The 25,844-nt window shown below is 67.2% G+C and carries 28 protein-coding genes; 15 read left to right on the top strand and 13 right to left on the bottom strand.

Features of this window, described 5'->3' with window-relative positions; all coding sequences use genetic code 11:
- The 7 genes from NGM07_RS09990 to NGM07_RS10020 all read left to right on the top strand — a co-directional run bounded on the left by NGM07_RS09990 (position 1) and on the right by NGM07_RS10020 (position 4,206).
- Positions 1–570, top strand: coding sequence for a DNA-directed RNA polymerase (locus tag NGM07_RS09990; protein ID WP_253520119.1), 570 nt, complete (start codon positions 1–3; stop codon positions 568–570).
- A gap of 2 nt (positions 571–572) precedes the next feature.
- Complete coding sequence (gene spt4 / locus NGM07_RS09995) at positions 573–770, top strand: transcription elongation factor subunit Spt4 (RefSeq protein ID WP_253520121.1); 198 nt, start codon at positions 573–575, stop codon at positions 768–770.
- Positions 771–781: 11 nt separating this feature from the next.
- The gene (locus NGM07_RS10000) at positions 782–1,333 is read left to right on the top strand and encodes a GTP-dependent dephospho-CoA kinase family protein (RefSeq protein ID WP_253520122.1); all 552 of its coding nucleotides are present in this window, start codon (positions 782–784) and stop codon (positions 1,331–1,333) included.
- A 320-nt stretch (positions 1,334–1,653) separates the two neighbouring features.
- The gene (locus NGM07_RS10005; protein WP_253520172.1) at positions 1,654–1,977 is read left to right on the top strand and encodes a 30S ribosomal protein S24e; all 324 of its coding nucleotides are present in this window, start codon (positions 1,654–1,656) and stop codon (positions 1,975–1,977) included.
- The gene (locus NGM07_RS10010; RefSeq protein ID WP_253520123.1) at positions 1,977–2,111 is read left to right on the top strand and encodes a 30S ribosomal protein S27ae; all 135 of its coding nucleotides are present in this window, start codon (positions 1,977–1,979) and stop codon (positions 2,109–2,111) included. Before NGM07_RS10005 ends, NGM07_RS10010 begins: the two co-directional genes overlap by 1 nt.
- A 2-nt stretch (positions 2,112–2,113) precedes the next feature.
- Positions 2,114–3,703: a bifunctional N(6)-L-threonylcarbamoyladenine synthase/serine/threonine protein kinase gene (locus NGM07_RS10015; RefSeq protein ID WP_253520124.1), complete on the top strand. Its 1,590-nt coding sequence runs from the start codon at positions 2,114–2,116 to the stop codon at positions 3,701–3,703.
- A gap of 227 nt (positions 3,704–3,930) precedes the next feature.
- Positions 3,931–4,206: a DUF5808 domain-containing protein gene (locus NGM07_RS10020; RefSeq protein WP_253520125.1), complete on the top strand. Its 276-nt coding sequence runs from the start codon at positions 3,931–3,933 to the stop codon at positions 4,204–4,206.
- A gap of 84 nt (positions 4,207–4,290) precedes the next feature.
- On the opposite strand, the gene pan2 is transcribed toward NGM07_RS10020, so the two are convergent.
- Together pan2 and pepF are read right to left on the bottom strand one after the other, a co-directional pair.
- A complete protein-coding gene (pan2, locus tag NGM07_RS10025; RefSeq protein ID WP_253520126.1) occupies positions 4,291–5,532 on the bottom strand; it encodes a proteasome-activating nucleotidase Pan2 in 1,242 nt (413 codons plus the stop codon).
- 241 nt (positions 5,533–5,773) lie between these two features.
- Positions 5,774–7,567, bottom strand: coding sequence for an oligoendopeptidase F (gene pepF, locus NGM07_RS10030; protein WP_253510685.1), 1,794 nt, complete (start codon positions 7,565–7,567; stop codon positions 5,774–5,776).
- Between the two features lie 403 nt (positions 7,568–7,970).
- Between pepF and NGM07_RS10035 the strand changes: the two genes are divergently transcribed.
- Both NGM07_RS10035 and NGM07_RS10040 read left to right on the top strand, forming a co-directional pair.
- Positions 7,971–9,287 carry a M28 family metallopeptidase gene (locus tag NGM07_RS10035; protein WP_253510688.1) on the top strand — a complete coding sequence of 439 codons (1,317 nt, stop codon included), beginning with the start codon at positions 7,971–7,973 and terminating at the stop codon, positions 9,285–9,287.
- A 150-nt stretch (positions 9,288–9,437) separates the two neighbouring features.
- Complete coding sequence (locus NGM07_RS10040) at positions 9,438–11,285, top strand: hypothetical protein (protein ID WP_253510691.1); 1,848 nt, start codon at positions 9,438–9,440, stop codon at positions 11,283–11,285.
- 45 nt (positions 11,286–11,330) lie between these two features.
- Here NGM07_RS10040 and truA read toward each other — a convergent pair whose 3' ends face one another.
- From truA to NGM07_RS10075, 7 genes are all read right to left on the bottom strand, one after another.
- Positions 11,331–12,125: a tRNA pseudouridine(38-40) synthase TruA gene (gene truA / locus NGM07_RS10045; protein ID WP_253520174.1), complete on the bottom strand. Its 795-nt coding sequence runs from the start codon at positions 12,123–12,125 to the stop codon at positions 11,331–11,333.
- 297 nt (positions 12,126–12,422) lie between these two features.
- Positions 12,423–12,803 (bottom strand): SHOCT domain-containing protein, encoded by a 381-nt coding sequence (locus NGM07_RS10050; RefSeq protein ID WP_253510694.1) that lies wholly within the window; start codon positions 12,801–12,803, stop codon positions 12,423–12,425.
- Positions 12,804–12,848: 45 nt separating this feature from the next.
- Positions 12,849–14,156 (bottom strand): histidine--tRNA ligase, encoded by a 1,308-nt coding sequence (hisS, locus tag NGM07_RS10055; RefSeq protein ID WP_253510696.1) that lies wholly within the window; start codon positions 14,154–14,156, stop codon positions 12,849–12,851.
- A gap of 111 nt (positions 14,157–14,267) precedes the next feature.
- Positions 14,268–14,858 carry a DUF7411 family protein gene (locus tag NGM07_RS10060; protein WP_253510699.1) on the bottom strand — a complete coding sequence of 197 codons (591 nt, stop codon included), beginning with the start codon at positions 14,856–14,858 and terminating at the stop codon, positions 14,268–14,270.
- Position 14,859: 1 nt separating this feature from the next.
- The gene (locus NGM07_RS10065) at positions 14,860–15,201 is read right to left on the bottom strand and encodes a DNA-binding protein (protein WP_253510702.1); all 342 of its coding nucleotides are present in this window, start codon (positions 15,199–15,201) and stop codon (positions 14,860–14,862) included.
- Positions 15,202–15,326: 125 nt separating this feature from the next.
- Positions 15,327–15,782: a 30S ribosomal protein S19e gene (locus NGM07_RS10070; RefSeq protein WP_253510705.1), complete on the bottom strand. Its 456-nt coding sequence runs from the start codon at positions 15,780–15,782 to the stop codon at positions 15,327–15,329.
- Between the two features lie 86 nt (positions 15,783–15,868).
- Positions 15,869–16,909, bottom strand: a complete 1,041-nt coding sequence (locus NGM07_RS10075; RefSeq protein WP_253510708.1) for a lysylphosphatidylglycerol synthase transmembrane domain-containing protein — start codon at positions 16,907–16,909, stop codon at positions 15,869–15,871.
- Positions 16,910–17,264: 355 nt separating this feature from the next.
- Between NGM07_RS10075 and thiL the strand changes: the two genes are divergently transcribed.
- Entirely contained in the window at positions 17,265–18,152 is an 888-nt protein-coding gene (thiL, locus tag NGM07_RS10080; RefSeq protein WP_253510711.1) for a thiamine-phosphate kinase, read from the top strand.
- A 44-nt stretch (positions 18,153–18,196) separates the two neighbouring features.
- On the opposite strand, the gene NGM07_RS10085 is transcribed toward thiL, so the two are convergent.
- The gene (locus tag NGM07_RS10085) at positions 18,197–19,315 is read right to left on the bottom strand and encodes a site-2 protease family protein (RefSeq protein ID WP_253510714.1); all 1,119 of its coding nucleotides are present in this window, start codon (positions 19,313–19,315) and stop codon (positions 18,197–18,199) included.
- 172 nt (positions 19,316–19,487) lie between these two features.
- Here NGM07_RS10085 and NGM07_RS10090 point away from each other — a divergent pair, with 172 nt between their 5' ends.
- Together NGM07_RS10090 and NGM07_RS10095 are read left to right on the top strand one after the other, a co-directional pair.
- Positions 19,488–20,567 carry a DNA primase large subunit PriL gene (locus tag NGM07_RS10090; RefSeq protein WP_253510717.1) on the top strand — a complete coding sequence of 360 codons (1,080 nt, stop codon included), beginning with the start codon at positions 19,488–19,490 and terminating at the stop codon, positions 20,565–20,567.
- Between the two features lie 294 nt (positions 20,568–20,861).
- A complete protein-coding gene (locus NGM07_RS10095; protein ID WP_253510720.1) occupies positions 20,862–22,289 on the top strand; it encodes an FAD-binding oxidoreductase in 1,428 nt (475 codons plus the stop codon).
- A gap of 159 nt (positions 22,290–22,448) precedes the next feature.
- Here the strand turns inward: NGM07_RS10095 and NGM07_RS10100 are convergent, their stop codons facing one another.
- Positions 22,449–22,646 (bottom strand): DUF7472 family protein, encoded by a 198-nt coding sequence (locus NGM07_RS10100; RefSeq protein ID WP_253510723.1) that lies wholly within the window; start codon positions 22,644–22,646, stop codon positions 22,449–22,451.
- On the opposite strand from NGM07_RS10100, the gene NGM07_RS10105 reads away from it, so the two are divergent.
- Both NGM07_RS10105 and NGM07_RS10110 read left to right on the top strand, forming a co-directional pair.
- The gene (locus tag NGM07_RS10105; RefSeq protein WP_253510726.1) at positions 22,645–22,962 is read left to right on the top strand and encodes a hypothetical protein; all 318 of its coding nucleotides are present in this window, start codon (positions 22,645–22,647) and stop codon (positions 22,960–22,962) included. The two genes, NGM07_RS10100 and NGM07_RS10105, sit on opposite strands and share 2 nt — an antisense overlap.
- A gap of 215 nt (positions 22,963–23,177) precedes the next feature.
- Positions 23,178–23,873: an SWIM zinc finger family protein gene (locus NGM07_RS10110; protein ID WP_253510729.1), complete on the top strand. Its 696-nt coding sequence runs from the start codon at positions 23,178–23,180 to the stop codon at positions 23,871–23,873.
- Positions 23,874–23,894: 21 nt separating this feature from the next.
- Here NGM07_RS10110 and hjc read toward each other — a convergent pair whose 3' ends face one another.
- Positions 23,895–24,386: a Holliday junction resolvase Hjc gene (gene hjc / locus NGM07_RS10115; RefSeq protein ID WP_382194235.1), complete on the bottom strand. Its 492-nt coding sequence runs from the start codon at positions 24,384–24,386 to the stop codon at positions 23,895–23,897.
- A gap of 103 nt (positions 24,387–24,489) precedes the next feature.
- Positions 24,490–24,912 carry a RidA family protein gene (locus tag NGM07_RS10120; RefSeq protein WP_253510735.1) on the bottom strand — a complete coding sequence of 141 codons (423 nt, stop codon included), beginning with the start codon at positions 24,910–24,912 and terminating at the stop codon, positions 24,490–24,492.
- A 99-nt stretch (positions 24,913–25,011) separates the two neighbouring features.
- Between NGM07_RS10120 and NGM07_RS10125 the strand changes: the two genes are divergently transcribed.
- A complete protein-coding gene (locus NGM07_RS10125) occupies positions 25,012–25,836 on the top strand; it encodes a formate/nitrite transporter family protein (protein WP_253510738.1) in 825 nt (274 codons plus the stop codon).
- Positions 25,837–25,844 lie beyond the last annotated feature (8 nt).

Below are 25,844 nucleotides of genomic sequence, written 5' to 3' on the forward strand. Positions count from 1 at the left end.
ATGTACAAACGGGTCAGACTCAAGGATACGGTCGAGGTGCCCCCAGAGCACCTCGCGGACGTATCGCCGCAACTGGTGAAGAAGCTGCTGCAGGACAAACTCGAAGGGCGGATGGACGAGGACGTCGGGAGCGTCGTCAGCGTCGTGAACGTACACGACATCGGCGACGGGGCGGTGCTTCCCAACCGGCCGGGCGTCTACTACGAGGCCGACTTCGACGCCGTCACGTACGACCCGAAGATGCAGGAGGTCGTGGACGGCGAGATCGTCGAAGTGGTCAACTTCGGCGCGTTCGTGGGCATCGGGCCGGTCGACGGCCTGCTCCACGTCTCCCAAATCTCCGACGAGTACCTCGCCTACGACGAGGAGGGCCAGATGCTCGCCTCCCGGGAGTCCAACCGGACGCTCGGCGTCGGCGACTCGGTCCGAGCGCGCATCGTCACCAAGAGCATCGACGAGCGCAACCCGCGCGAGAGCAAGATCGGCCTGACGGCCAAACAGCCCGGTCTGGGCAAGCACGGCTGGCTGAAAGAGGACCGCGAGAAGCGCCAGGCCACCACCGGTGAGTGAGCATGGCGAGTAACCGTCTCGCGTGCCGCGAGTGCCACGCCGTGGCCGAAGCCGACGCCGACACCTGCCCCATCTGCGGGTCGACCAGCCTCACCGAGGACTGGAGCGGCTTCGTCATCATCTCCCACCCGGACAAGAGCGAGATCGCCAAGGAGATGGAAGTGACCCAGCCCGGCCGGTACGCGCTGAAGGTCCGCTGAGCGAGGGAACCGTGTCGGACGCCCTCCTCACCCTGCCGGCCGAACTCCGCGGCGAACTCAAGGAGCCGATGGGGCCGATACGCACCGACGTCGAGCGACTGCGCCCGGAACTGGGCGAACCGCTGGTCGCGGTCGGCGACGTCGTGACCTACCACCTCGAAGCCGCGGGTATCACGCCCGACGTGGCGGTGGTCGACGGCCTCACCGAGCGCGAGGCGGTCGACGACGACGTCGCCGACGCTGTCGCCGAACTCGGCGAGCGCGCTCGCCGAGTTCGGGTCGAGAACCCGGCGGCGGTCCTGACCCGTGACCTGCTGGCGGCGCTCCGGGACGCCCTGAGCGCGCCCGAGCCGACCGTCATCGTCGTCGACGGCGAGGAGGACCTCGTGACCCTGCCCGCCGTCGTCGCCGCGCCCACGGGCGCGAGCGTCGTCTACGGCCAACCCGGCGAGGGTATGGTCCACGCGAGCGTCACAGACGAGACGAAGGCCCGGATGCGTGACCTCCTGACCCGGATGGAAGGTGACGCCGAGGCGGCCTTCGAAATTCTCGAAGCCGAGTGAGAGGGGTGTTGCGGTGGCGGTGCCGTGCGGAGAGTAGAACCAATTTCTACCGCGAGCGACGCGAGGCGCTTCGCGCCTCGAACCGAGCGGGCCGAGGAACCGTCGAGGAGGACGCCGGAGGCGTCCGACGAGGCGGTGACGACGTGTCTGCGTGAGCGAAGTGAACGCAGGCTCGTCAGAGCGAAGCTCTGACGGTGCTTTTCATCGACGTTCTGCCAGCGAGGAAGTTCGCCACAGGCGAACTTCCGAGTGCGGCAAAAGGTCGTTCGAAATCCTTTTACACGCTACGGGCAGAATTAGAGAGTAACTGAGTGATACACATGGAAGTCGAAATCCTCTCGGAGGAGCAAAATCCCATGCTCCACCGGTCCGAAGTGCGGTTCCAGATAGTTCACGACGAATCGACCCCCTCGCGTCTGTCGGTCCGCGACAGCCTCGCGGCGAAACTCGACAAGGACTCGAGCGAGGTCGTCGTCCACGAGATGAACACCAAGTTCGGCATGCGCAAGACGGTGGGTTACGCGAAGGTCTACGACAGCCCCGAGGCCGCCCGCGACGTCGAGCAGGAGTACATGCTCGAGCGTAACAAGATCGCCGCGGACAACGAGTCCGAGGCCGAGGCCGAAGCCGAGGAGGCCGAATAATGGCGCGCAACGAGTACTACAACGACGACGGCACCACCGACAAGGAAACCTGCACGCGCTGTGGCGACTCGTTCCTCGCCGACCACGACGACCGCCTCCACTGCGGCCGTTGCGGTTACACCGAGTGGAAGTAGGAATGCGCGTCCTCGGCATCGAGGGCACAGCGTGGGCGGCCAGCGCGGCCGTTTACGACGACGAGAACGACCCGAGCGACTCCGACTCGGTTTTTATCGAAACCGACGCCTACCAGCCCGAGAGCGGCGGCATTCATCCGCGCGAGGCGGCCGAGCACATGGGCGAGGCCGTCCCGCGGGTCGTCGAAACCGCGCTGGCCGAAGCCGAGGGCGAAATCGACGCCGTCGCCTTCTCCCGCGGTCCCGGTCTCGGGCCGTGTCTCCGGACCGTCGGTACTGCCGCCCGCGCGCTGGCCCAGACGCTCGACGTGCCGCTGGTCGGGGTCAACCACATGGTGGCCCACCTCGAAATCGGCCGCCAGCAGTCGGGGTTCGACTCGCCGGTCTGTCTGAACGCCAGCGGCGCGAACGCCCACGTGCTGGGCTACCGCAACGGCCGGTACCGCGTGCTCGGCGAGACGATGGACACCGGCGTCGGCAACGCCATCGACAAGTTCACCCGGCACGTCGGGTGGTCCCACCCCGGCGGCCCGAAGGTCGAGGAGGCCGCGAAGGACGGCGAGTACACCGACCTGCCCTACGTGGTCAAGGGGATGGACTTCTCCTTCTCGGGCATCATGAGCGCCGCCAAGCAGGCCTACGACGCCGGCACCCCGACCGAGGACGTCTGTTTCGCCCTGCAAGAGAACGTCTTCGCCATGCTGACGGAGGTCGCCGAGCGCGCGCTGTCGCTCACGGGGAGCGACGAACTCGTCCTCGGCGGCGGCGTCGGGCAGAACGCCCGCCTTCGGGAGATGCTCGCGGAGATGTGCGACCAGCGGGGCGCCGACTTCTACGCGCCCGACGCACGGTTCCTCCGGGACAACGCCGGGATGATCGCCGTGCTTGGCGCGGAGATGGTCCGGGCGGGCGACGCGCTCGACGTTGAGGAGTCGGCGGTGAACCCGGACTTCCGGCCTGACCAGGTGAACGTCACGTGGAGAACCGACGCGGAGTCGGTGACCGTCGAGCGCGAGGACGAGACGGAAGTGAAGGGCGCGGAAGCCACCGTCACTATCGGCGAGTCGCGCGTGACCAAGCGCCGCCTGCCCAAGAGTTACCGCCACCCCGACCTCGACGCGCGGCTCCGCCGGGACCGGACCGTGCTCGAGGCGCGACTCACCAGCGACGCGCGCCGCCAGGGAGTGCCCACGCCGGTGGTGTTCGACGTCGACACCAGCGAGGGGACGCTGGTCTTCGAGCGCGTCGGCGAGGCCGACCTCCGGGACCGACTGACCGACACGCGGGGCCGCGAGGTGGCGCGCCACCTCGCGGCCATCCACGGCGCGGGGTTCGTCCACGGCGACCCGACGACCCGGAACGTCAGAGTCGACTCCGAGCGCACGTACCTCATTGACTTCGGCCTGGGGTACTACACCGACGACGCGGAGGACTACGCGATGGACCTCCACGTCTTCGACCAGAGCCTCGCGGGCACGTCGGACGACGCCGACGAACTCCGTCGGGCGTTCGAGGACGCCTACGCCGAGTCGGGCGACGACGAAGTGCTGGAGCGCCTGCGAGAAATCGAAGGCCGCGGGCGGTACCAGTAATTCCGCGTCGGACTCGGTTAGTGCCTTTCACCGAGGGGTTTCTCGGTACCGACTTCGGTTCGTCGGCGTGCGCTGGCGTCTGCGGGAGCTTCGCTCTCGCGGCACGACTTCGGCTCGCGCCTTCTTCGCGCTCATCACGAACTCATCGACCTGGAACCCCCGAAACGCCCACTGCCACAGCCCCGAGAGCCAAAGCACTTTATTCCCGTCCGCCGTACACGTTACCCATGGCAGACAGACCTAGCACCGGTTCGCTGTTCGGCGTTCCGTACAACTTCGAGCGACCGAGCATCGGACGCATGCTCTCGTCGTACTGGAAACCCGACGAGGGGATGCTGGTGGAGAAGCCGTTCGGCATCGGCTACACGCTCAACCTCGCCAACTGGCGCTCGTGGATCGTCCTCCTCGTCGCCGGCGCGCTGCTCTGGCACGAGCGCCAGGGCGAACAGCGGCGCGCGACGGCCGAGGAAGCGCCGGTCGAGGTCGTGGTCGACGACGACTGACCGTCACCGAAGATTGCAGTCGTCGAATCCGAAATCTCGTTTCTCGAAAAGAGTTCGTGGGTCGCCGAGTCGCCGTCGGGTCCGTCAGTAGGCGTAACTGGGTAGCGACCCCGGCGTGACGATGCTGCCGGCGTCGTCGTCGTCGGACTGCAGTTTTTCGAGGGCGTCCTCGAAGTCCTCGCCCCGGACCTCCGTGCGGCCGTCGCGGATGGCGAACATCCCCGCCTCGGTCGTCAGGCTCTCTATCTCCGCGCCGGAGAAGCCGTCGGTCTCCTTCGCGAGTTTGTCGAAGTCGACGTCGTCGGAGACGTTCATGTCGCAGGTGTGGATGGACAGAATCTTCCGGCGGGCCTCGCGCTCGGGGTCGGGCACCTCGATGAGGCGGTCGAAGCGACCGGGCCGGAGGATGGCGCGGTCGAGCATGTCGAAGCGGTTGGTCGCCGCGATGATGCGGATCTCCCCGCGGTCCTCGAAGCCGTCCATCTCCGAAAGCAACTGCATCATCGTCCGCTGGACCTCCGCGTCGCCCGACGTCTTCGAATCGGTGCGCTTGCTCGCCACGGCGTCGATCTCGTCGATGAAGATGATGGCGGGTTCGCGCTGGCTCGCCAGTTCGAAGAGGTCGCGGACGAGTTTCGCGCCCTCGCCGATGAACTTCTGGACCAGCTCGGAACCGGCCATCTTGATGAAGGTGGCGTCGGTCTGGTTGGCGACGGCCTTCGCGAGCATCGTCTTGCCGGTGCCCGGCGGGCCGTGGAGCAACACGCCGCTCGGCGGCTCGATGCCGACTGCTGCGAACTGCTCGGGGTTCTCCAGCGGTTGCTCGACGGCCTCGCGGACCTCCCGGACCTGCTCTTCGAGGCCGCCGATGTCCTCGTAAGACACCTCGGGGTTCTCTTCGACCTCCATCGCCTGGGCGCGGGCGTCCTTCTCGGCTTCGAGGATGGTCTGGACGGTGAACGAGTCGTTGACCGCCACGCGGTCGCCCGACTCTATCTCGTCGCGCAGGCGCGGGGACACCTCCGTCAGCACCTCCTGGTTGTTGCCGTGCTGTTTGATGATGATGCCGTCGTCGGTCACCTCCTCGGCGGTGGCGACGTACAGCGAGGTGGTCTTGAGGGTCTCGTTCTCGCGTTCGAGGTGGTCGACCTCCTCGCGGAGGTCGTCGCGGCGTTCGCGCGCGTCGCCGAGGCGGTCTTCCAGCGTGTCGTTGACCTCGACGATCTCCGCGAAGTGCTTTCGAAGCGCCGCGAGCCGTTCACCCTCTGTCATTTCGGGGTCGAGCTCGAGCGTCGGTTGGTCGGGGAGCGGTGGGCTGCGCGACATCCTTGCTGTGTCCCCATTGGGGACCAGCTTAAAAGTGCCTTTGGGTCTCGGTCGTTCTCTCGAAAGAAACACGTACACGGAATCGGCGGACACGGAGGATATCTCCGCCGTTGGTGGCGTTTTCGCTCGGGGCGGAAACGGGCGTTCGCCGTCCTCGCGGCCGCGGCCGCGAGGACGGTGCACACTGCATCTGCGACCCGAGCGGTTCGGTAGCGGGCCGAGCAGTCGAACAGCGACCCGATCAGTCCAGCAGCGTCTCCATCTCGTCGAGGTGGTCGTCGTACACGTCGAGCGCGCGCTGGATGGGTTCGGGCGAACCCATGTCGACGCCCGCGGTCTCCAGCAGTTCGAGCGGGTAGCCCCGCGAACCGCTCCGGAGGAACTCCAGGTACTGTTCGGCGGCGGGTTCGCCCTCCTCGAGAATCTTGTCGGCCAGTGCGACCGCCGCGCTGATGCCGGTGCTGTACTGGTAGACGTAGTACGCCCGGTAGAAGTGCGGGATGCGCATCCACTCGCGCTCGATTCGGTTGTCGACCACCGCGGGTTCGTAGAACTCGCGCTTGAGGTCGCCGTAGATCTCGTCGGCCCGGCCGGGGGTCAGCGCCTCGCCGTCCTCGACGACCTGGTGAGCCTGGTACTCGAAGTCGGCGAACATCGTTTGGCGGTAGAGCGTCGAGCGGAACCGCTCGAGGTACTCGTTGAGGACGTGGCGGCGGAACTCGGGGTCCTCGACGGTCTCGAGCAGGTGGTGGGTCAGCAGCGTCTCGTTGACGGTGCTTGCGACCTCCGCGACGAAGATCTCGTAGCGCCCGTAGACGTAGGGCTGGGTTTCGCTCGTCAACTGGGAGTGCAGCGAGTGGCCCAGTTCGTGAGCGAGGGTGAACATCGAGGAGATGTCGTCCTGGTAGTTCATCAGGATGAACGGCTGAGTGTCGTAGGTACCGCCGGAGTACGCGCCCGAACGCTTATTCTGCGTCTCGTAGACGTCGACCCAGCGGGATTCGAGGCCCTCCGCGACCCGGGACTGGTAGTCCTCGCCGAGCGCGTCGAGGGCGTCGACGACGTACTCGGTCGCCTGCTCGTACTCGACGTCGGGCGTCTCGCTCTCGGTCATGGGCATGTAGAGGTCCCACATCTGGAGTTCGTCGACGCCGAGCGCCCGGCGCTTGAGTTCGGCGTGGCGGTGGAGTTTGTCGAGGTTGTCCCGGACGGTGTCGAGCAGATTGTCGTACACCGCGGTCGGGACGTTGGGGCCGTCCATCGCCGCCTCGCGGGCCGAGTCGTAGCCGTGGATGCTGGCGAGGCGCACGTCCGCCTTCACGCTGTTCTTGTAGGCGGTGCCGATGGTGTTGCGCATGTCGGAGATCTGGTCGTAGAACGTCTCGTGGACGCGCTCGCGGAACTCGCGGTCGGGGTCCTTCAGCAGGGTCGTGAGGTTGTTCTGGGTGATCTCGACCGCGTCGCCGTCGGGGCGCTCGACGGTCCCGTACTCCATGTCGGAGTTCATCAGCATGTTGTAGATGTCGCCGGCCGCGCCGGTGACCTCGCCGAGTTCGGCGAGCACGTTCTCGACCTCGGCCGACCGGGTGTGTTCGGCCATCCGGAGCACGTCGTGGAGGTAGTGGTCGTAGGCCTCCAGGCCGTCGGTCTCCTCTATCATCCGGTCGAGTTCCTCCTCGGAGAGCGACTGGATTTCGGGGTCGAAGAAACTGCTCGCGCTGTTGGCCTCGGAGGCCAGGGCCATCGCGCGGGAGGTGAGCGCCTGATAGTGCTGGTCGGCGGTGTTCTCGTCCTTGCGCATCCGGGCGTAGGAGGCGACCATCTCGACCTCCCTGGATATCTCGTCGCTAAGTTCGAGCGCCGACAGTAGGGTCTCGCCGTCTTCGGTGAGTCGGCCCTCGTAGGCCGCGAGGTCGTCGAGTCGGTCCTGGACCGCCTCGTAGGCCTCCTCCCAGTCGTCGTCGTCCGTGTAGATGCTCTCCAAATCCCACTTGTATTCGGCGTCGATATCAGAACGTTCGGGAACCGAACTCATACCACTCCGTTAGGAAAGCCAACCTGTAAGCCTTTGTCATTCGGTCGGCGGTTCCGGTAGCGGGCGGGGTCGGTAGGGCACGAAGGTGCGGTAAGCCGGCAGAACGGAAAGGGAAACGAACCTCTGCAGACGCTCGGTGAAACTGACCGCCGGGTAGGACTGAAAGGGGCCGGCCGCTCGCGCATCGCTTGGTCGTCTCTGGAGGCGACTATTCTCGCCGAGCGCCGCAGGCGCGAAGCGTGAATATCCTCCAGAGCGACCGCGAGCGGGCGGGGGCTTTCGAGGCGGTTTCGTTTAGTGCGTCGTCGCAGTTCGTCACGAGTGACCAGTTCTCGCCTTCCCGTTCGTGCACAACCTCATCTCTGTCCCCACCTTTTTTCCCTCGCTCGCCCCATCTCGTGCCATGACCGACGTGGACCGCGCGCTCGGCGCGGCGTGGATCGACGACTACCCCTGGGAGTTCATCACCCGACTGACCGAGATCGGCGACCGGATGGGCGGCCACCCCGGCGAGCGCCGGGCGGCCGAACTGGTCGCGGAGGGGTTCGAGCGGGCGGGCGCCCGTGAGGCGACCGTCGAGTCGTTCGAGATGCGCCGCTGGACGCGGGGCGACGCCGAACTGGCCGTCACCGACCCCGTCGAGCGCTCGTTCGAAACCATCGCGTTGCCGTACTCGCCGTCGGGCGAGGTCCGGGGCGAACTCGTCGACGCGGGCCACGGCACGCCCGAGGAAATCGACGAACACGACGTGTCGGGCAAAATCGTCGTCGCCTCGACGACCACCCCGCGCGGGTCGCGGTTCGTCCACCGGATGGAGAAGTTCGGCCACGCCGCCGCGGCGGGCGCGGCGGCGTTCGTCTTCCGGAACCACAAGCCCGGCCAACTCCCGCCGACGGGGGCGCTCGAGTTCGACGCGGAGGCCGCGATTCCGGGCGTCGGCGTCAGCATGGAGACGGGCGACTGGCTCACCGAGTACGCGGAGCGCGGCGCTCGCGCCGCGCTCCGCGTGGAGGCCGACACCGACCGCGGGACGGGCCACAACGCCCACGCCCTTCTGGGACCCGACACCGACGACGAGATCGTCGTCGTCGGCCACCACGACGCCCACGACATCGCCGAGGGCGCGCTCGACAACGGCTGTGGCATCACGACCGTCGTCGCCGCGGCGCAGTTGCTCGCCGACATCGACCTCGACACGACGGTCAGGGTCGCGGGCGTCGGCTGCGAGGAGATCGGCCTGCTCGGCGCGGAGGCGCTGGCCGAGCGCCTCGACCTCGATTCCGTCCGCGCCGTCGTCAACGTCGACGGCGCGGGGCGGTTCCGGGACCTGCGGGCGCACACTCACGGCTCGGAGACGATTCGGGAGGTGGTCAAGACGGTCGCCGACGAGGCGAACCAGCCGATAGACGTGCGCGACCAGGTCCACCCGTTCAGCGACCACTGGCCGTTCTTGAAGCGCGGCGTGCCGGCGCTCCAACTCCACAGCGAGAGCGGCGAGCGGGGCCGCGGATGGGGCCACACCCACGCCGACACCCGCGACAAGGTCGACGACCGAAATATACGGGAGCACGCGATACTGACCGCCCTGCTCGTCCGGGAACTCGCCGCGACCGACGAGGTGCCCCGCCAGAGCGCCGAGAAGGTCGCCGGGAACCTGCAGGCGGGCAACTACGAGGAGGGGTTGCGCGCGGCGGGCATCTGGCCCGAGGGCTGGGAGTAGCGCCGAACGACTCCGATTTCCGCTACACCCTTAGTTTCGTCTTGTCAAACTCTTGTTCTTATCGCGCGGTCCGGTAATCGCATCCACGATACCGACGCGATACCTTAGACCATTGTTAACTACCAGCAGACGGTGTTGGGTATCGTTACCATGGGGCGAGAAAATCGCACGGACGCGATTCGGGGAATCAGCCGGCGACGACTCCTGGCGGGACTCTGCACGGGTGCGGTCGCCACGGCGACCGTCGGGGACCGTGCAGTCGCAACCGAACGCAGGTCGCAGAACGCGCCGGAACCGGGCAAACGGATAACGAACGCGCGACGAATCGGAACGCGAGACGTCTCTGACTACGACTACAAGGCGCTGTGGTCGTACCGCAAGCGCAAGTCGTTGGAGGTGTTGCTCTCCGACGCTCGCGTGAACGAGGTCGCTCGCGACTGGATCGGGGCGTTCGAGGCCTACGACCCGCTGACCAACCACCTGGATTCGATCAGCGTCCAGGGGACCACCGACATGAGCGCCGAAGGAACCGTCGCGTCCGGGACGTTCGACGTCACGGCGAACGACCGGCAGGTCGCCTACGGTCTGGTCGACCGTCGAACCGACGAGTTGGTCGCTCTACAGCTCACTGAACCGGAGGACGTCACGTGGGAGCGGAGCTTCGGCGGTCAACCGGGCCGACGCCGCCACGAGTTCGTGCTGTCCAAAGAACGGGTCTGGCAGCACCTCGCGAACCGGGAGTGGTACCCGCTGGTCAAGGTCGCCGAGAGTATCACCGGATACGCTGACTACCCCCACGGGGCGGTCACGCCCACCGCGTACTTCTTCAAAGACGACGGGAAGCTCTCGGTCCTGAGCGCGTTCCTCGACGTGCGGAATCCGGACGACCCGAAGCTACTTGACGTCACCGTCGTCGACCGGTTCGTCGAACACCCGGCGCAGGAGATCGCGCGGTCGATCACGCCCAACGGCGGGACGCGACTCGGACGGATTCCCGAGATTCCCGAAGATAAGCGGCCGCAGATCACCGGTGTACGGGGGTACCACAACATCGAGCAAGTTTCCCGGACTATCGACCGAGCGGGATGGAACGTCGAGTGGACGCCGCCGACCACCCAGGGCGCCGAGGTCGCGGCCGGATTCAACGGCAAGCCGGTGTTCGCGAAGGTCGCACCGTACGTCACCTTCACCGGCTACGACCTGCCGCGGCGGAACGGCCGAAGCACGGCGGAGTGGCTGTTCCCGAACGACGAACCTGTGTTCAGCGGCGAACTCCTCTACTGGGACATCCACAGCCAGTCGTTCGGCGGACCGGGCGTGCTGAGCCTCACGTCGTATCCCAAGACCGGCCGGCGTCCCGAGGGGTTCCGGTTCCGGACGCACTTCCACACTGGAGCGCTACCGAACGCGGTCGACTTCCACTCCGGGCACCGGTTCGGCCCGTACAACTACCACATCTCCTACGAGTTCTACGGAGACGGCGTCTTCAGGCCGGTGTGGCAGCGCCAGGGACCCGGGTACGTGACGGAGTTCATGTTCGAGCGCGAGCGCAAGAACGACGGTCCCGTCCAGTTCTACGTCTCCGCGTGGGCGATAGACGTGACGCCCGGCACCGCGAACGGCGTCCGAACCAGGGTCTTCGACGGCCAAGAGTGGACGACGCCGGAGTCGGAGTTCTACCTCCAGGGCAACGAGCACTCGGTCGTCCAGTTCTCGAACCCGAACGGCTCCGAAACCGTCTCGATTCCGCTCGACGAGACGAAGGAGATGGTGGTGGTCCGCAAGCGGGCCGGCGAAATCGGAGAGGCGACCAGGGTCGAGAACATGGACGCGGAACTCGCGTTCTACCACCCCGCGCAGTACGTGAGCGGCGACCCGATTCAAGGCGAGCGGGTGTACGCCTGGTTGCTACTCGAAGCGCCGACGTACGAACTGCCGCACTCCGCGGGCGTCACTACCTACTCCGCGTTCGGGGATATCGGCCTGCAGGGGTACTGAGACGGCCGTCTCAGCCGGCATCCCCCGCTCACACTCCGCTCGCGTTCACTCGACTCGCTGGAGCACTTCGTCCGCTACGCGCGCGCCGGTCGCCCGCTCCTCCCAGAGTGACTCGAACACTTCTCGCGCGCTCTCGGTGGCCGCGTCGTCGACCGAGAACTCCAGTTCCGGATACTCCACGTCCACCAGCACGAGCGGCGCCGCCGGCGCGGGCGCGACTCCTTCGGGCCCGGTAACCGGTTCGGGGCCGAGAACGCGCGCGACCTTCCCCAACTCGGCGTCGCCGGACGCCACCGCGTGGACGAGCGAGACGACCCTGCGGACCATCTCGCGGGCGAACCCGCCGGCTCGAAGGCGGAACACCAGGTAGTCGCTGTCCCGCGACACCTCGCCGCGTAGCTCCCGTACGGTGTTCTCGTCGTCCGACGTGAGGTTCCGGAAGTCGTTCTCGCCGCGGAGTTCTGCGAGCGCCGATTCCGCACGTTCGAGGTCTGCGTCGGGCGCGTACAGGTGGTAGACGTACTCTCGATACTCGGCGTGGTGAGTCGCGTGGAAGCCCGCGGGCGCGTCGGCGCCGGCCCACGCCCGAATCGACGCCGGGAGTTCGCTGTTGAACGCCCGGGGCGTGAGCCAGTCGGGACACGCGAAAGCGACGGTCTGAGCGACCGCCGAGACGCCGGCGTCGGTCCGGCCCGCCGCGGCGTAGCCCTCGGGCTTTCCGTCGGCGACGCCGAGACGCCCGAGCGCGGTGAAGATACGTCCCTCGACCGTCGGCACGTCGGGTTGGCGCTGGAAGCCGTGATAGGGGCGACCGTCGTACGCGACCCGGAACGCTCGCATGGTGCTCAACTCGGTGTCGGCGGCGGAGGTACTTAGTTTGGCGGAAGGCGCGTCCACCGGAACGTCTCGACCGCAACCACGGATACCAATGCGACACCGGAGACACTGCCGAACGTTCAAGTACGAAGCCGCGGCCAACCCGCCCCGTGACGTAGCACTCGCCGCGGAGGGTTCCGCGATTGCACGGTACGTCCCTCCGCGATTCGCTCTTCGAGACGCGGGCGGAGACCGAGCGTCTCCGCCCGCGTCTCGTTCGTGCCGTCTGTTCGCCACTCTTCGGACGACCCGGGAGACGCGTCACTTGCGGTCGAACGCCCGCTCCCTCGAACCGGCCGCCTCGACGTTCTCGGTTTCCAGCAGTCGTTCGAGGCGGCGCTCGAACTCGTCGTGGGTCAGTTCGCCGTCGGCGTAGCGCGAGCGGAGCCTCGCCACCGGTTCGTCCGACGCGGGCGTTTGGTCGGCCCGGGCGCCGTCGCTCTCGTTCTCGCTCTCGACTATCGGCAACTTCTCTCCGATGAGCGCGACCAGCGGGACGGCGATGAAGAAGCCGAGGACGAAGATGCTCGGGACGAGGAACTCCAGGCCCAGCACCGCCGCGAACGCCGTCAGCCCGAACGTCAGGACGGTCAGGACCAAGAGCAGTCGACTCTTCTCGAACTGCAACGAACGCTGGTTCATGGTCGGCGCTACGAGGGACGCCGACAAAAAGATTCAATCTCGCAACTACTCGAAGTCCTCGTAGGTCGGCCGGTGCTCGTCTTCGGGCGGGAAATCGTCGACAGGCACCTGGGTCTGGTCGCCGGAGGCCATGTCCTTGATCGTCACGTTCCCGTCGGCGAGGTCCTGCTCGCCGACGATGACAACCGTCTCGGCGTTGACGGAGTCGGCGTAGTCGAGCTGTGCGCTGAAGCTCCGCCCCGAGACGTCCGTTTCGACGACGAAGCCGCGCTCGCGTAGCTCGCGGGTGATTTCGGACGCGACGTCGCGGGTGTCGCCGACCTGCAGGACGTAGTAGTCGGTCGTCGCCTCCTCCTCGGGCCAGACGCCCGCGCGCTGACAGAGCAGCGAGAGCGGCGCGACCCCCGGCGCGACGCCGACGGCGGGCGTCGGCTGACCGCCGAAGCTCTCGATGAGGTCGTCGTAACGACCACCGCCGAACACCGACCGCTTGACCTCGCCGGTCGAGTCGAAGCACTCGAAGACGACCCCGGTGTAGTAGTCGAGGCCGCGCGCGGTCCGGAGCGAGAGTTCGCAGTACTCCCGCGCGCCGAAGTCGGCGGTCGCCGCCAGGACGTCCTGGAGGTTCGTGACCGCCGCCTCGACGCGGTCGGTGCCCGCGAACTCGATGAGGTCGTCCAGATCTTCCTCGCTCTTGTCGAGCAGCGCGTCGAACTGCTCGGCCTGGTCGTAGGAGAGGCCGGCGTCGTTGAGCAGGCCGTGGTATTCGGCTTCGTCGACCTTCTCGCTCTTGTCGACCGCGCGGATCGCCGCTCGAGCGTCCACGTCGGCGTCGAACGATTCGAGCAGGCCGCCGAGGATGTCGCGGTGGCTGACCCGGAACTCGAAGTCGTCGGCGGTGAGTCCGAGTCCCGTCAGCGCGTCCGCGGCGTAGGCGAGAATTTCGGCGTCGGCGCTGGGGTCCGAAGAACCGAAGATGTCGGCGTTGAGCTGGTAGAATTCGCGGTACCTGCCCTGCTGGGGTTCCTCGTACCGCCAGAACGGCCGGGTCGAAACCCACTTGATGGGTTTGGTGAGCTCCTGCTGTTTCGCCACAACCATCCGGGCGACCGTCGGGGTCAGTTCGGGCGTCATCGCGACCTCGCGGCCGCCCTGGTCCTCGAATGCATAGAGTTCGTCGACGATGCCCTCGCCGCTCTTGTCGACGTACATCTGCGTGCGTTCGAGCGCGGGCGTCCCGATCTCCCGGAAGCCGTACCGGTGCGCGGTTTCTTCGAGCGTGTCGAACATCTCGCGGCGCGCGCTCATCTCCGGGGGGTAGAAGTCCCGGAAGCCCTTGATTCGGTCGTACATGTGCTCGGATTGGGCGAGCGCGCGCTTGAAAGCTTCCGTTCGGGCGAGGCTCCCTGCGGCGGTCGACATCCGACCGCCGGAAACCGTGGGGAGTCGGTCGTCGGAGTCGGGTCAGCGAAAGCCGGTCACGTAGGTCTGGGTGTGGTCGGGGAACACCTCGGCGACGGCCGCCTCGCCGTGTTCGTCGGCCAGTAGCGTCCGGAGTTCGTCCTCGTAGTCGGCCTTCGGTATCTCCTCGCTCGGGCCAGTCGTCACCGACAGTTTCGCGCCGACAAGCCGGTCGACCGCCGCGCGGCCGAACCCGGCCAGCGGGACGATGTAGTCGACGTCGTGGCGGTCTTCGAGGCTCTGGGCCTGCGCCCGCGAGATGGAGGGCACCCGGTCGTCGCGCCGGGTGCCGTCGGCGACCGCGTCGAACCCCATGTCGGCCACCGATTCGAGCGCGTGCTGGTGGACTCGCTGGATGCCGTTGCGCGGGTAGCCGTCTTCGCGCATTCGGTCGACGACCTCCTCGGCCACGGCTTCGTCCAGGTCGACGGTGTCGAAGTCGAAGCCGGTCGCCTCCGCCGTCTCGCGGGCGTGCTCCCACGCGTCGGTGACGCCGAACCGGGCGGTGACCAGCGTCACGTCGTAGAAGTCGTCGAGCAGGAGTGCCGCCAGCGTCGAGTCCTTCCCGCCGCTGTAGAGGAGTCCGAGTTCCATCTCAGCGCCGCCGGATGTTGAAGCTCTTCGAGTCGGGCTTCAGTTCGCGGAGGAGCTCTTTCATCTTGTCCTCGTCTATCTGGCCGTTGACCCGGCCGCTCTGGGCCAGCGCCAGAATCTGCTGTTCGACGCGGTCGGCGAAGTCGGGCTTGCTCATTCGGACGGAGTTGAGCCGCTTGCGCGCGCCGTCGGTGAGGTACTTGCGGAGCAGCGCCTGCTTCTGGGCGTCGGCCTGCTGCTGGGCCTGCTGTTGGGCCTCCTCCTGTTCGCCCTGCTCCTGCATCTCCTGCATCTTCTGCTTGCGGAGTTCTTCGAGTCGTTCGTCGTCGGGGCTGTCGCTCATACTACTCGTTCGTTAACGCGCACGGCCAAAAATGATTACGGAGGGCGGCCGGCGCGCGGGGGTCGTCGAACGTCGGCGGCGCTATCGGAGTCGGGGTTCGACGGCGCGAAAAAGCGGCGGAGCGCTCAGGCGTAGCGTTCGAGTTCGGGGCGGTCGAGGTCCTCCATGACCTCGCCCGCGGTGTCGTCGAGCAGGCTGCGACCTTCGCCGGTCACGATGCGGCCCGCGCCGCCCTCGGTGTCGACGAGGTCCTCGTCTTCGAGCTGCTGGAGCATCGTCCGGATGATCTTCCGGCTGCCGTTGCGGCGGTGCTCGGGCGCGACCTGGTAGCGGTTCGAGCCGTCCTTCTTGCCGCCGTACTCGGTGGCGAGGCGCTCGACGCCGACCGGCCCGTTGGTGGCGACCTTGCGGAGCACGCTGGCCGTTCGGAGGTACCAGAAGTTCTCCTGCTCGGGCGGGAGTTCGCGCTGCGTGCCGGTCTTGGTGAACGTGGCCCAGTCGGGTTCGTCGATTCGGTCCTCGAGCTTCGCGGCGACCGCCTCGATGAGGTCGTCCGCGGGAACGTCGTAGAGCGTCGTCATACCCACGAATTCCGTTCCGCGGCGTTTAAAGCCATCGTTACAAGCCGACGCGTCCGCCGGATTCCTCGCGGCCCCGCCCCGCGCGCTCACTCGCCGACGCCGTAGGCGTTGTCGGCTTCGAGCATCGCGGTGGCGCTCCCGCCGATCAGGACGGGCAGCCAGTAGGTCGCCCCGCGGTGGATGAGCGCGGCCGCGGCCGCGGTCTGGGCGTCGACGCCCGTCACAGGAACGATGAGCACGACGAGTGCGGCCTCGACGCCGCCGAGGCCGCCCGGCAGGGGCGTGACTCCCGCGACACTCGCCAGCGGGACGACGAACAGCGCGGCGGCGAACGGGACCTGGTGGCCGAGCGCGAGCAACGATAGCCATAGCGAGACGGACAACAGCAACCACCCGAACGCAGAGAACGCCAGCGCGAGCGCGAGCTGGTGACGGTCGCCCGCGACCCGTTCGAGCGCCGCGAAGAAGCCCGAGATGCGTCGCCGGATCGTGGCCTCCTCGGGCGGGTCGACTCGGGGGAGCACGCGCCCGAGCGTACCGCCGACGCGGCCGACGACGCCGACCGCGAGGTCGGCCGCCCGGTCGCGGTTCCGCCAGGCGAGGTAGGCCGCGGCGGGGACCGCGAGCGCCAGCGCGACCAGCGAGACGGCCGCGAACTCGACGCGGTCGCCGACGGTGAACTTCGCGGTGTAGTAGCCCACGCCGACGAGCGCGAACGAAACCGACGGGACGAAGTTCAGGGTGTCGACGCTGGCGACCGCCGCGAGGCCGTTCTCGTACTCGGTGCCCGTCGTCCGGGAGACGAGCAGGGCGCTGAACGGTTCGCCGCCCGCCTGCCCGAACGGCGTGATGTTGTTGGCGAACGTCGCGCCCGAGAAGAGCAGGAATGCCCGGGGGACCGACACCGTGACCGCGATGACCGACAGCACCGTCCGGAGCGCGAGACTCCACGCGAGGAGCCATCCGACCGCGACGACACAGACGGCCGCGACGAGAGGCAGGTCGGCGTGGGTCAGCGCCGCCGCCACGTCGTCCAGTCCGACCAGCGAGTAGAGGCCCAGCAGGACGACGACGGCGGCACCGAATCCGACCGCTACGGACCGCGCTTCCCCGAGGTCTACGTCCATCGGTTCGACCGACGGGGGATTGGGGCTTGAAGCCACCGAAGAACGGTTCGGAACGATGGCTAGGGAGACTAGTTATTACGGGCACCCTGTAGCTCCCACTTCGAATTCTGAAACCGGAAGCCAGCGAACACTCGCGACGAATTGCAGCAGTAACTGGAAACGTGACCGCCTCGAAAGTCCCGCCCTGCCGGTTGATCTTCCGGGCGCTCCTGTGGTTTGGTTCACCGGCGGTTTCGAAGGTTGAACGTCCCACGTGGCGCGCGGGTACGACCCCCATACGACACACGTCCCACCGAACCCGATGTCTCGCAGCAAAGACAGGACACTTTTCTCCGCCGGGACGCAATCGAAGTGCATGGACGAGCGGGCGGCCTTGGCGGCCATCGCCGACCGACTGCCGAGCGCCGGCGACGACGCCGCGGTCGTGGACGGGCAGGTGCTGACGACCGACATGCTCCACGAGACGACCGACTTCCCCGACGGGACGACCCGCTACACCGCGGGCTGGCGGGCGGTCGGCGCGTCGCTGTCGGACGTGGCGGCCATGGGCGCGCGAGCGACCGCCGCGGTGGCGGTGTACGCCGCGACCGAATTCGACCCCGACGAACTCGACGCGTTCGTCTCGGGCGCCAGCGACGTCTGCGAGGCGGTCGGCGCGGAATACGTCGGCGGCGACCTAGACCAGAGCCGGGAGTTCACCGCCGCGACCACGGCGCTCGGCCGGACCGACGACCCGGTGTTGCGCTCGGGCGCGAGCGCGGGCGAGGTCGTCTGCGTGACGGGGACGCTCGGTCGGAGCGCGGCCGCGGTCGAACTGTTCGACCGCGGCGACGTCGAACGCGCCAACGAACTGTTCCGGTTCGAACCGCGGGTGGCCGCCGGGCGCGCGCTTGCACCTCGCGCCACCGCGATGATGGACTCCTCCGACGGCCTCGCGCGGTCGCTCCACCAACTCGCGGAGGCGAGCGACTGCGGTTTCTCCGTGGAGTTCGACGCGCTCCCGGTCGACGAGGCGGTCCGGGCGGTAGTCGAGGATAGTGACGGCGGGGAGGACGAGATTCGGGAACTCTCCGTCTTCTTCGGCGAGGATTTCGAACTCGTATTCACGCTCCCCGAGTCCGACCTCGCGGCCGCGAGGTCGGACTCGCCGACGCCGATATCGGTGGTCGGCGAGGTCACCGAATCGGGCGTCGAGATGGACGGCGAGGCGCTGGCGGACCGCGGGTACACTCACGGGGCGTGAGAGTACGGACGAAGAGCGAGACGACCGATTTCAGGCGACGAATCTCAGGTGATGATTTCGATTGGCACCGGCGTGAAACACAGCGCGCCGAGCAGGAACGTCAGGAGTCCCACCAGCTTCCGGCGCACGTCCAACCGACGGTCGTCTATCGGCTTGGCCGGGCCGACGTAGGCGACCCAGGTCGCGAGCAGCCCCCAGAACACCCACAGCACCGAGGCGTTCGACACCTGCTTGACGTAGAAGACGTAGGCCGCGAGGCCGAACAGCGCGACGGGCACCAGCGCGGCGACCCGTTCCTGCTGTTCGCCCACCATCGCCCGGACGATGTGGCCGCCGTCGAGTTGGCCGACCGGGATGAGGTTCAGGAAGGTGATGAACATCCCGACCCAGCCGCCGATGACCACCGGGTTGACCGACTTCGTCGGGGTATCGTAGGTGAGCGGTTCGCCGACCGCGGCCGCGATGATGTGCAACAGCGGCGGGTAGCCGAACTCGACCTCGATGGTGTTGGCGCTGGCTAAGAACTCCTGAGAGACGGTCACCGGTTCCATCGTCAGTCCGACGGCGGTGACGACGACGGTGGCGACCAGCCCCGCGAGCGGGCCGGCGACGCCGATGTCGAACAGCGCCTCGCGGTCGGGCATCTGGCCCTTCATCCGGATGACCGCGCCCATCGTCCCGATGAGCGTCGGCATCGGGATGAAGTACGGAAGCGACGCCTCGACGCCGTGGTAGCGGGTCATCACGTAGTGGCCGAGTTCGTGAGTCAACAGCACCCCGAGCACCGCCGCGGTGAACGGCCAGGCCCGGAGCGCGGCCGCCGGATTCTGCGCGACGTCGATGTGGTACCACGCCGCCCCCGCGTAGAGCGTCGAGATGACAGTGAGCAACAACAGTACGACGTTCGTCCACGGGAAGCCGTCGATGCCCGTCTCGGCGGGTTCGGCGACCAGCACGTACTCGCCGGTTCGACTGGAGAGATTCACCTCGTAACCGTACTCGCGGAACAGCGGCCACACGGTTTCCATGAGCCGTTCCCGGGGCACGGTCGGTTCGCCGTAGTACACTATCTGCTCGCCGTCGCGGCGGGTTTCGTACACTCGAAACACCGAGGCGAGTCGCTCCGGCGAGGGACCGTCTGCGGGCGGGTCGGTCGCACCCATTCGTTTCGAGATACGTCGCGCTCGTTGATAAACCCCCGGACGACGGCCGGATTCGTTCCCGCTGGCTGAAGCGTTCGGCCGCGGGACGACCGACGCCGGCGCCGGCCACCCCGGAGCGACGCCGACTGCGCGGACCGGGGCGTTTATCCGACTCGGTCGGAATGGGGGAGGTATGAAACCGCTCCACGCCGACTACCCCTTCCTCGAAGCCGCACGGGAGGCGGTCAGAGAGGCCGAGATAGACCTCTCGGCGGTCATCGCGGGCGAGCGGGTCGACGGGACGCGCCATCCGGCGGTCGAGCGCGGCGTCGAGCGCGTGCGCCGGGCGCTGCTCGACGGGACGGTCGAACCGCCCGAGGACGCCCGTCACCCCGGCGTCCAGACCGAACTCCTCTCCTACCCGGTGGCGCGGGTGCTGGTGTCGATGCTCGACACGCCCGGCGCGGTCGAGAAGTACGCGAGCGCCGAAGCCGAGACGGCCTACGAGCGGTTCACCGACGACTTCGAGGTGTCCGACGACGGCGACCTCCGGAGCGCCGACAGCGGGACGGTCACCCTGGAGTACCTGCTCTCGGAGGTCGACCTCGCCGACGCCGTCGAGTCCCACCAGGACGGCTACCGGATGGCGGTCACCGAGTACCTGCCGCTGGCCTCGGGATTCACCGGCGACGAGTGGCGGCTGGCCGCCCGACAGCTCTCGGACGGCCAAGTGGCCCTCTCGGAGGACGAACTCCACGCGCTGCTCCGGGAGGCGGTCCGGCGTCAAGTCGCCGACGGCCTCCCGACTCAGGTGCCCGAGGAGATTCAGGCGGAACTCGCCGACGAACTCGGCGAACTCGAGGAGTCGTTCTCGGAGGTCGACGTCTCGCGCAACATCGACGTGCTCGCGCCCGAACTGTTCCCGCCGTGCGTGTCGGCGCTCGTCGAGCGAGCGCGCGAGGGCGAAACTCTGCCGCCCCACTCGGCGTTCTCGCTGACCGCGTTCCTCGCCAGCGTCGGCGCCGACGCCGACGACATCGCGGAACTCACCGGCGAGAGCCAGGGCGCGACCAGTCTGGAGTACCGGGTCGCCCGGGTGGCCGACGATAGCGGCGCTCAGTACCTCCCGCCGACCTGCGAGACGATGCAGGCCTACGGCGACTGCGTGAACAAGGACGACCGCTGCGAGACGATTTCGCACCCGCTGGCCTACTACGAGGAGGCGCTGGCCGACGCCGAGAGCGTCCACGACTGGCGCGAAGCCGAGAGCTGAGCGGGGTTCGCCGGTGGTCAGTAGCACGGCCTCATTCGGAATCGTCCGCGTAACCGTCGGGAGACGCAGGTCGCGTGTTTTCGTTGCCACCAGCGACCTGCGGACGACTATCGGGAACGGCGTAATCACTCCGGAACGTGCACTGGGGATACCCCGTTCCTTTTCACGAACTGTTTCTCGGTACGTCTTCGGTTCGTCCTCGAACAGCGGTTAGAGAGCGGCCTCTTGGCAAGGAATCGCCGAATATCTTTTTGGTTTGTGCTAGCGTATAGCACGCAGTGTTCCCTTTACACCATGACCCAAGCAACCATCACCACCAGAGGCGGGACTACCGCCGCACTGGCAGAGGAAACCGTCGAGGCACTTCGCCAGCGCCTGCGCGGCCGGCTACTCTCTCCCGAAGACGAGGAGTTCGAGGAGGCGACGCGCATCTGGAACGGCATGATCGAGAAAACGCCCGCGCTCGTTGTCCGACCGACGGGGACGGCGGACGTCGTGGCCGCGGTGAACTTCGCCCGCGATAACGACCTCCTGCTCTCGGTGAAGGGCGGCGGCCACAACATCGCGGGCACGGCGCTGGCCGACGACGGCCTGACCATCGACATGTCCCGACTCCGCGGGGTCATCGTCGATCCCGAAGAGCAGGTCGCGATAGCCCAAGCCGGCTGTCTCCTCGGCGATTTGGACCGTGAAACGCAACTCCACGGTCTGGCCGTGCCGGGAGGCTTCGTCTCCGAAACCGGGTTGGCCGGCCTGACCCTTGGCGGTGGCTTCGGCTACCTGACCCGCCGATTCGGCTGGACGGTCGACAACCTGCTGGAGGTCGAGATCGTCACCGCCGACGGGCGGGTCCGGCGCGCCAATCGGGAGGAGAACGAGGACCTCTTCTGGGCGGTCCGCGGCGCCGGCCACAACTTCGGCGTCGTAACCTCGTTCACGTTCCAGTTGCACGATGTCGGGCCGACCGTCTACGGCGGACTCATCGCCTGGCCCTTCGAGCGGGCGGACGAGATCCTCGACGCCTATCGGGAGTTCACCGTCGAAGCGCCCAGGGAACTCGCGGTGTTCCTTATCATCCGTCGAGCCCCGCATGCACCCTTCGTCCCAGAGGAGTGGCACGGCGAGCGAATCTGCGCCATGACCGTCTGCTACAGCGGTGACCTGGGCGATACCGCCGAGGTGCTCGCCCCGATTCGGGCGCTAGAAGGTCCCGTCGTGGACCTGCTTCGGGAACAGCCCTACACTCAACAGCAATCCTACCTCGACGCGACCCAACCGAAGGGGAATCACTACTACTGGAAGACCGAGTTCACCGCGAAGTTGAGCGACGACCTCCTGTCGACGGTCCAAGAACTAGCCGCAGAGAACCCCATCCCGGGTGGACAGATAGTCTTCGCCCACATCGGCGGAGCGCTCAACGAGCGCGACCCGGACGACGGGGCCGTAAACAATCGCGACGCCCGGTTCGCGTACGGAGCGGCCGGTATGTGGGAGCCGGACGACCCCAACGGGGAGCAGTACCGTGATTGGGTCCGCGATGCGTGGGAGCAGTTCCGTCCCTTCTCGACCGGCGGCAACTACATCAACTTCCAGACCGCCGACGAAAGCGAGGAACGCATCGAGGCGACGTACCGGGACAACTACGACCGACTCGTCGACATCAAAGAGAAGTACGACCCCGAGAACGTGTTCCAGGTGAACAGGAACATCCAGCCGAAGTGAGCGGGTGTTGCAGAGCAGAGCACGGTTGAATCGACGCAACGAGGGAACTCCGGCAGATTCCCTCCGAGCGCAGCCGATTCGAGGGGTAGAACCGCCGTGTACAGCATCGCCACCACTAGAGCGCTCTGAAGTCGAGAGGAACCGCGCGAGACGTTCGAACTAGTACTGCCGGGACATCCAGAAGCCGATGCCGGTCATCAGCAACACGAAGAGGACGATGACGCCCACGACCGCCAGCGCTCCCGTCTCCGTCAGTCCGCCGTTCCCGTACGTCACGCCGACCCCCATCAGCAGCGCGACGAACACTCCGACGGCGGCGGTCGAGACCGCGATTTCGCGGCGCGTCTCGTGGTCCATGGCCGGGGTTTCCGCCGGTGTGGCTAAAAGGGCTTCGAAACCACCTTTCTCCTCCACCTTTTGCTGTGCTCAGGAACGCGGCTTTGCCGCGTTCCTTCGCTGGCAAAATCTGGACCAAAAGCGCTTCGTCACCGCCTCTGCGGCGGCCAAAGGCCGCCGCTTCGACGGTTCCTCGGCCCGCTCGCTGCGCTCGCGGGAGAACTACTGGCGGTGCCGCAGTCGGCAAAGATACCAGCCCTCGCGGCAGTCGAACCCGTTTTTCGAGGAATCGAACGTCGCCATTCGCGGTAAGATTCGGTTTCTATCCTGCACGTGAAACGTTGTGAGAAAATCCCGAAATCGCCGACCCTATTCCGGCGTTTCTAGGGCTCTAAGCCCGCCTTACCCCTGTCCTCCCGCGCTGACAGATGTAACACTTAGGGTCGTCCGGCACCTACGAATTAGTACGCGGAATCGACCGTATTTCGACGAGTGGCGGGGTGGAGACGCAGATTTTCGTCGCGCGGTCGCCGCACCAATTAGAGGGAAGCCATGGCAAACACAACAGCTTCCGAACGAACGCGAGCACCGCTCGCTCCGACGGGCCGGATGGCCGACTTGGACATCCGCGCACAGCGCGCCCGGATGGAGCGAATGGCAGTCACGCCGCTCGGTGGCGGCATCTACGAGGTCGAGGGCCAGAGCGGCCACGTCTACAGCGTGGACCTCCCCGGCGGGCGCTGTACCTGCCCGGACCACAACTTCCGGGGCGTCCGGTGCAAACACCTCCGGCGCGTCGCGATGGAGGTCAACGAGGGCCTCGTCCCGCCGCCGGGCAAGCAGGCCGTCGAGTGTCTCAACTGCGGCGACGAGATCTTCGTCGACGAAACCGACCGCGGCCCGCACCTCTGTACAGAGTGCGCGCTCGAACCCGGCGAGACGGTCATCGACCGCGAGACGGGCGACCTCCTCGTGGTCGCCGAGACGACGATGCGGCGGGCCGACCAGGTCGAGATCCTCGACCGGGACTGCACCGTCGCCGAGTACCCGAACAACCGGCGCTACCGACCCGACGACGTGGTGGTCGAGGTGATGTATCCGATTCCCGCCGGCATCCGCGGCGACGACCTCAAACCCCACCACCTGCGCCGGTACTCGTTCCCGCGCGGGCGACTCGCCCGCCGGGACGAGGTCGACGACGACCAGGCCGAACTCAGCGACTTCGCGGTCGCCGGGAACGCGCAGTAGAAGCGGTAGAACTCCTTCTCGCTATTCGAGCATCGCGGCCGCCTCGTCGACGGACAGCACGCCCTGCTCGACGGCGACTAGCACGTCCCTGACCCCGTGGTCGGAATCGTCGTCGGTCGCGTCGTCGCCTCTCAGGGCCCCCATCTTCTCGCCGTCCTCCAGCGCCTTCTCCTTCTTGACGCGATAGTTGCCGCCGTCGGTCTGGTGGACGTCGGCGGGATGGAAGAAGTACCAGTCCTCGCGGTCGAACCGGACCGCTATCTTGGGCTTGGCGCCGAAGTTCTGGCTGAAGTACACCAGCGCCTCGACCTCCTCGCCGGTGAGGTAGATGGGGTCGCCCGAACTCGACTTCGCCTCGATGGCGTAGAAGACGTCGCCGTCGCCCGCGAGCACGTCCGGCAGTTCGCGCTCGGTGGCGCTCCCGCTTGCGGGCGCGCGCATCACGGCGAACCCCTCCTCGTCGAGTCTATTGACGAGTTCGCGCTCCCGGCGGTCGCCCTTGGCGTTCGACATCACCGCGTCCCCCGGAATCCCGTCGCGTCGGTCATGTTGGGTAGTGTCTCCTTCCCCGTGTTAAGTCCCTCGCAAGCGCGGTGTAAGTGAAACCGGGCGGCGGTCACGCCGACTCGGTCCCCGCCTTATTCTCGACTTCCGGCAGACGGGCGGTCGCCTCGACTTCCACGAGCATCTCCGGGTCGATGAGAGCCGACACTTCGACCATGCTCGTCGCGGGCCGAACGTCCCCGAACACCTCGCCGTGGGCGCGACCGACCGCCTCCCAGTGGTTCGCGATGTCGGTGACGTACATCCGGGTGCGGACCACGTCCTCGACGCTCCCCCCCGCTTCTCCGAGCGCCGACTCGACGTTTTCGAGCGCCCGTTTCGCCTGGGCGTAGGGGTCGCCCGCGCCGACGAGTTCGCCGTCCTCGTCGGTCGCGGTCGTCCCCGACACTTCGACGACGCGCCCGACGCGAACCGCCCGCGAGTAGCCGACTTTCGACTCCCACTCGGTGCCCGAAGCGACGTTCCGGCGTGCCATGTCCGACCCACGAGGCGCGGGACCTTCACTGTCGCCGTCGGTCAAGACCTCGCTCGGCCGGCCAGTCGGCTTTTTCGTCTTCCGGCCGTGTCGTGTTCCGTGTCGTCGAACGTCCCGGACGAGAACCGCGAAACGACCCCGTCGTCCGACGAGCAGAAATCTTCGGAGGCCATCCTCGCCGGAGAGATAACGATGGGCGTGACCGAACTCGAACGCCCCACCAGCGGCCTGTTCCTCTCGGGGCTGTCGGCGGGACTGGACATCGGGTTCGGCCCGCTGTTCATGGGCGTCGTGCTGACGGTCGTCGGCGGGTCGTGGGGGACGCCGGCGACCGAACTGCTCGTCGCGAACGCCTACGCTATCGGCTTTATCTTCGTCATCGGAAGCCGGGCGGCGCTGTTCACCGAGTACACGACGCTCGCGGTCCTGCCCGTGCTCGACCGGCGAGCCACGCTCGCACAGCTGGGTCGGCTCTGGGGGCTCGTCTACGCCGGGAACATCGTCGGCGGTATCGCGTTCACCGTCGCGATGGTGAACTTCGCGCCGGCGTACGGCGCGGTCGAGCGCTCGGTGTTCGCCGAGATTGCGACGCCGCTCGTCCACCACGAACCGGGAGTACTGCTCGCGGGGAGCGTGGTCGCGGGCTGGCTGATGGGATTGCTCTCGTGGCTACTCACCGCCGCCCAGGAGAGCATCTCGCGCATCGTCGTCGTCTGGTTGGTGGCGACCGGCATCGGTATCGCCCACCTGCCACACTCCATCGCCGGCAACGTCGAAGTGCTGGCGGGCACGCTGGTGTCGCCGTCGATAACGCTGGCGAACTACGTCGGGTTCCTCGCGCTCGCCACGCTCGGTAACGTCATCGGCGGCGGCATCTTCGTGGCGATACTCAAGTACGCCTACGTGGTCCGCGGCGTCGACTAGCGGCGTTG

The organism is Halorussus vallis (genome assembly GCF_024138165.1).
Classification (GTDB): Archaea; Halobacteriota; Halobacteria; order Halobacteriales; family Haladaptataceae; genus Halorussus; species Halorussus vallis.

Coding starts and splice junctions, on each gene's coding strand:
- NGM07_RS10075 (WP_253510708.1), bottom strand. CDS start 16,909: ATGGACGTAGACCTCGGGGAAGCGCGGTCCGTAGCGGTCGGATTCGGT.
- NGM07_RS10070 (WP_253510705.1), bottom strand. CDS start 15,782: ATGACGACGCTCTACGACGTTCCCGCGGACGACCTCATCGAGGCGGTC.
- NGM07_RS10085 (WP_253510714.1), bottom strand. CDS start 19,315: ATGGGTGCGACCGACCCGCCCGCAGACGGTCCCTCGCCGGAGCGACTC.
- NGM07_RS10100 (WP_253510723.1), bottom strand. CDS start 22,646: ATGGACCACGAGACGCGCCGCGAAATCGCGGTCTCGACCGCCGCCGTC.
- NGM07_RS10095 (WP_253510720.1), top strand. CDS start 20,862: ATGACCCAAGCAACCATCACCACCAGAGGCGGGACTACCGCCGCACTG.
- thiL (WP_253510711.1), top strand. CDS start 17,265: ATGGACGAGCGGGCGGCCTTGGCGGCCATCGCCGACCGACTGCCGAGC.
- NGM07_RS10035 (WP_253510688.1), top strand. CDS start 7,971: ATGACCGACGTGGACCGCGCGCTCGGCGCGGCGTGGATCGACGACTAC.
- NGM07_RS10120 (WP_253510735.1), bottom strand. CDS start 24,912: ATGGCACGCCGGAACGTCGCTTCGGGCACCGAGTGGGAGTCGAAAGTC.
- NGM07_RS10005 (WP_253520172.1), top strand. CDS start 1,654: ATGGAAGTCGAAATCCTCTCGGAGGAGCAAAATCCCATGCTCCACCGG.
- pan2 (WP_253520126.1), bottom strand. CDS start 5,532: ATGTCGCGCAGCCCACCGCTCCCCGACCAACCGACGCTCGAGCTCGAC.
- NGM07_RS10010 (WP_253520123.1), top strand. CDS start 1,977: ATGGCGCGCAACGAGTACTACAACGACGACGGCACCACCGACAAGGAA.
- NGM07_RS10020 (WP_253520125.1), top strand. CDS start 3,931: ATGGCAGACAGACCTAGCACCGGTTCGCTGTTCGGCGTTCCGTACAAC.
- NGM07_RS10060 (WP_253510699.1), bottom strand. CDS start 14,858: ATGGAACTCGGACTCCTCTACAGCGGCGGGAAGGACTCGACGCTGGCG.
- NGM07_RS10105 (WP_253510726.1), top strand. CDS start 22,645: ATGGCCGGGGTTTCCGCCGGTGTGGCTAAAAGGGCTTCGAAACCACCT.
- NGM07_RS10040 (WP_253510691.1), top strand. CDS start 9,438: ATGGGGCGAGAAAATCGCACGGACGCGATTCGGGGAATCAGCCGGCGA.
- hisS (WP_253510696.1), bottom strand. CDS start 14,156: ATGTACGACCGAATCAAGGGCTTCCGGGACTTCTACCCCCCGGAGATG.
- NGM07_RS10090 (WP_253510717.1), top strand. CDS start 19,488: ATGAAACCGCTCCACGCCGACTACCCCTTCCTCGAAGCCGCACGGGAG.
- pepF (WP_253510685.1), bottom strand. CDS start 7,567: ATGAGTTCGGTTCCCGAACGTTCTGATATCGACGCCGAATACAAGTGG.
- spt4 (WP_253520121.1), top strand. CDS start 573: ATGGCGAGTAACCGTCTCGCGTGCCGCGAGTGCCACGCCGTGGCCGAA.
- hjc (WP_382194235.1), bottom strand. CDS start 24,386: ATGTCGAACGCCAAGGGCGACCGCCGGGAGCGCGAACTCGTCAATAGA.
- NGM07_RS10065 (WP_253510702.1), bottom strand. CDS start 15,201: ATGAGCGACAGCCCCGACGACGAACGACTCGAAGAACTCCGCAAGCAG.
- NGM07_RS10050 (WP_253510694.1), bottom strand. CDS start 12,803: ATGAACCAGCGTTCGTTGCAGTTCGAGAAGAGTCGACTGCTCTTGGTC.
- NGM07_RS09990 (WP_253520119.1), top strand. CDS start 1: ATGTACAAACGGGTCAGACTCAAGGATACGGTCGAGGTGCCCCCAGAG.
- NGM07_RS10015 (WP_253520124.1), top strand. CDS start 2,114: ATGCGCGTCCTCGGCATCGAGGGCACAGCGTGGGCGGCCAGCGCGGCC.
- truA (WP_253520174.1), bottom strand. CDS start 12,125: ATGCGAGCGTTCCGGGTCGCGTACGACGGTCGCCCCTATCACGGCTTC.
- NGM07_RS10110 (WP_253510729.1), top strand. CDS start 23,178: ATGGCAAACACAACAGCTTCCGAACGAACGCGAGCACCGCTCGCTCCG.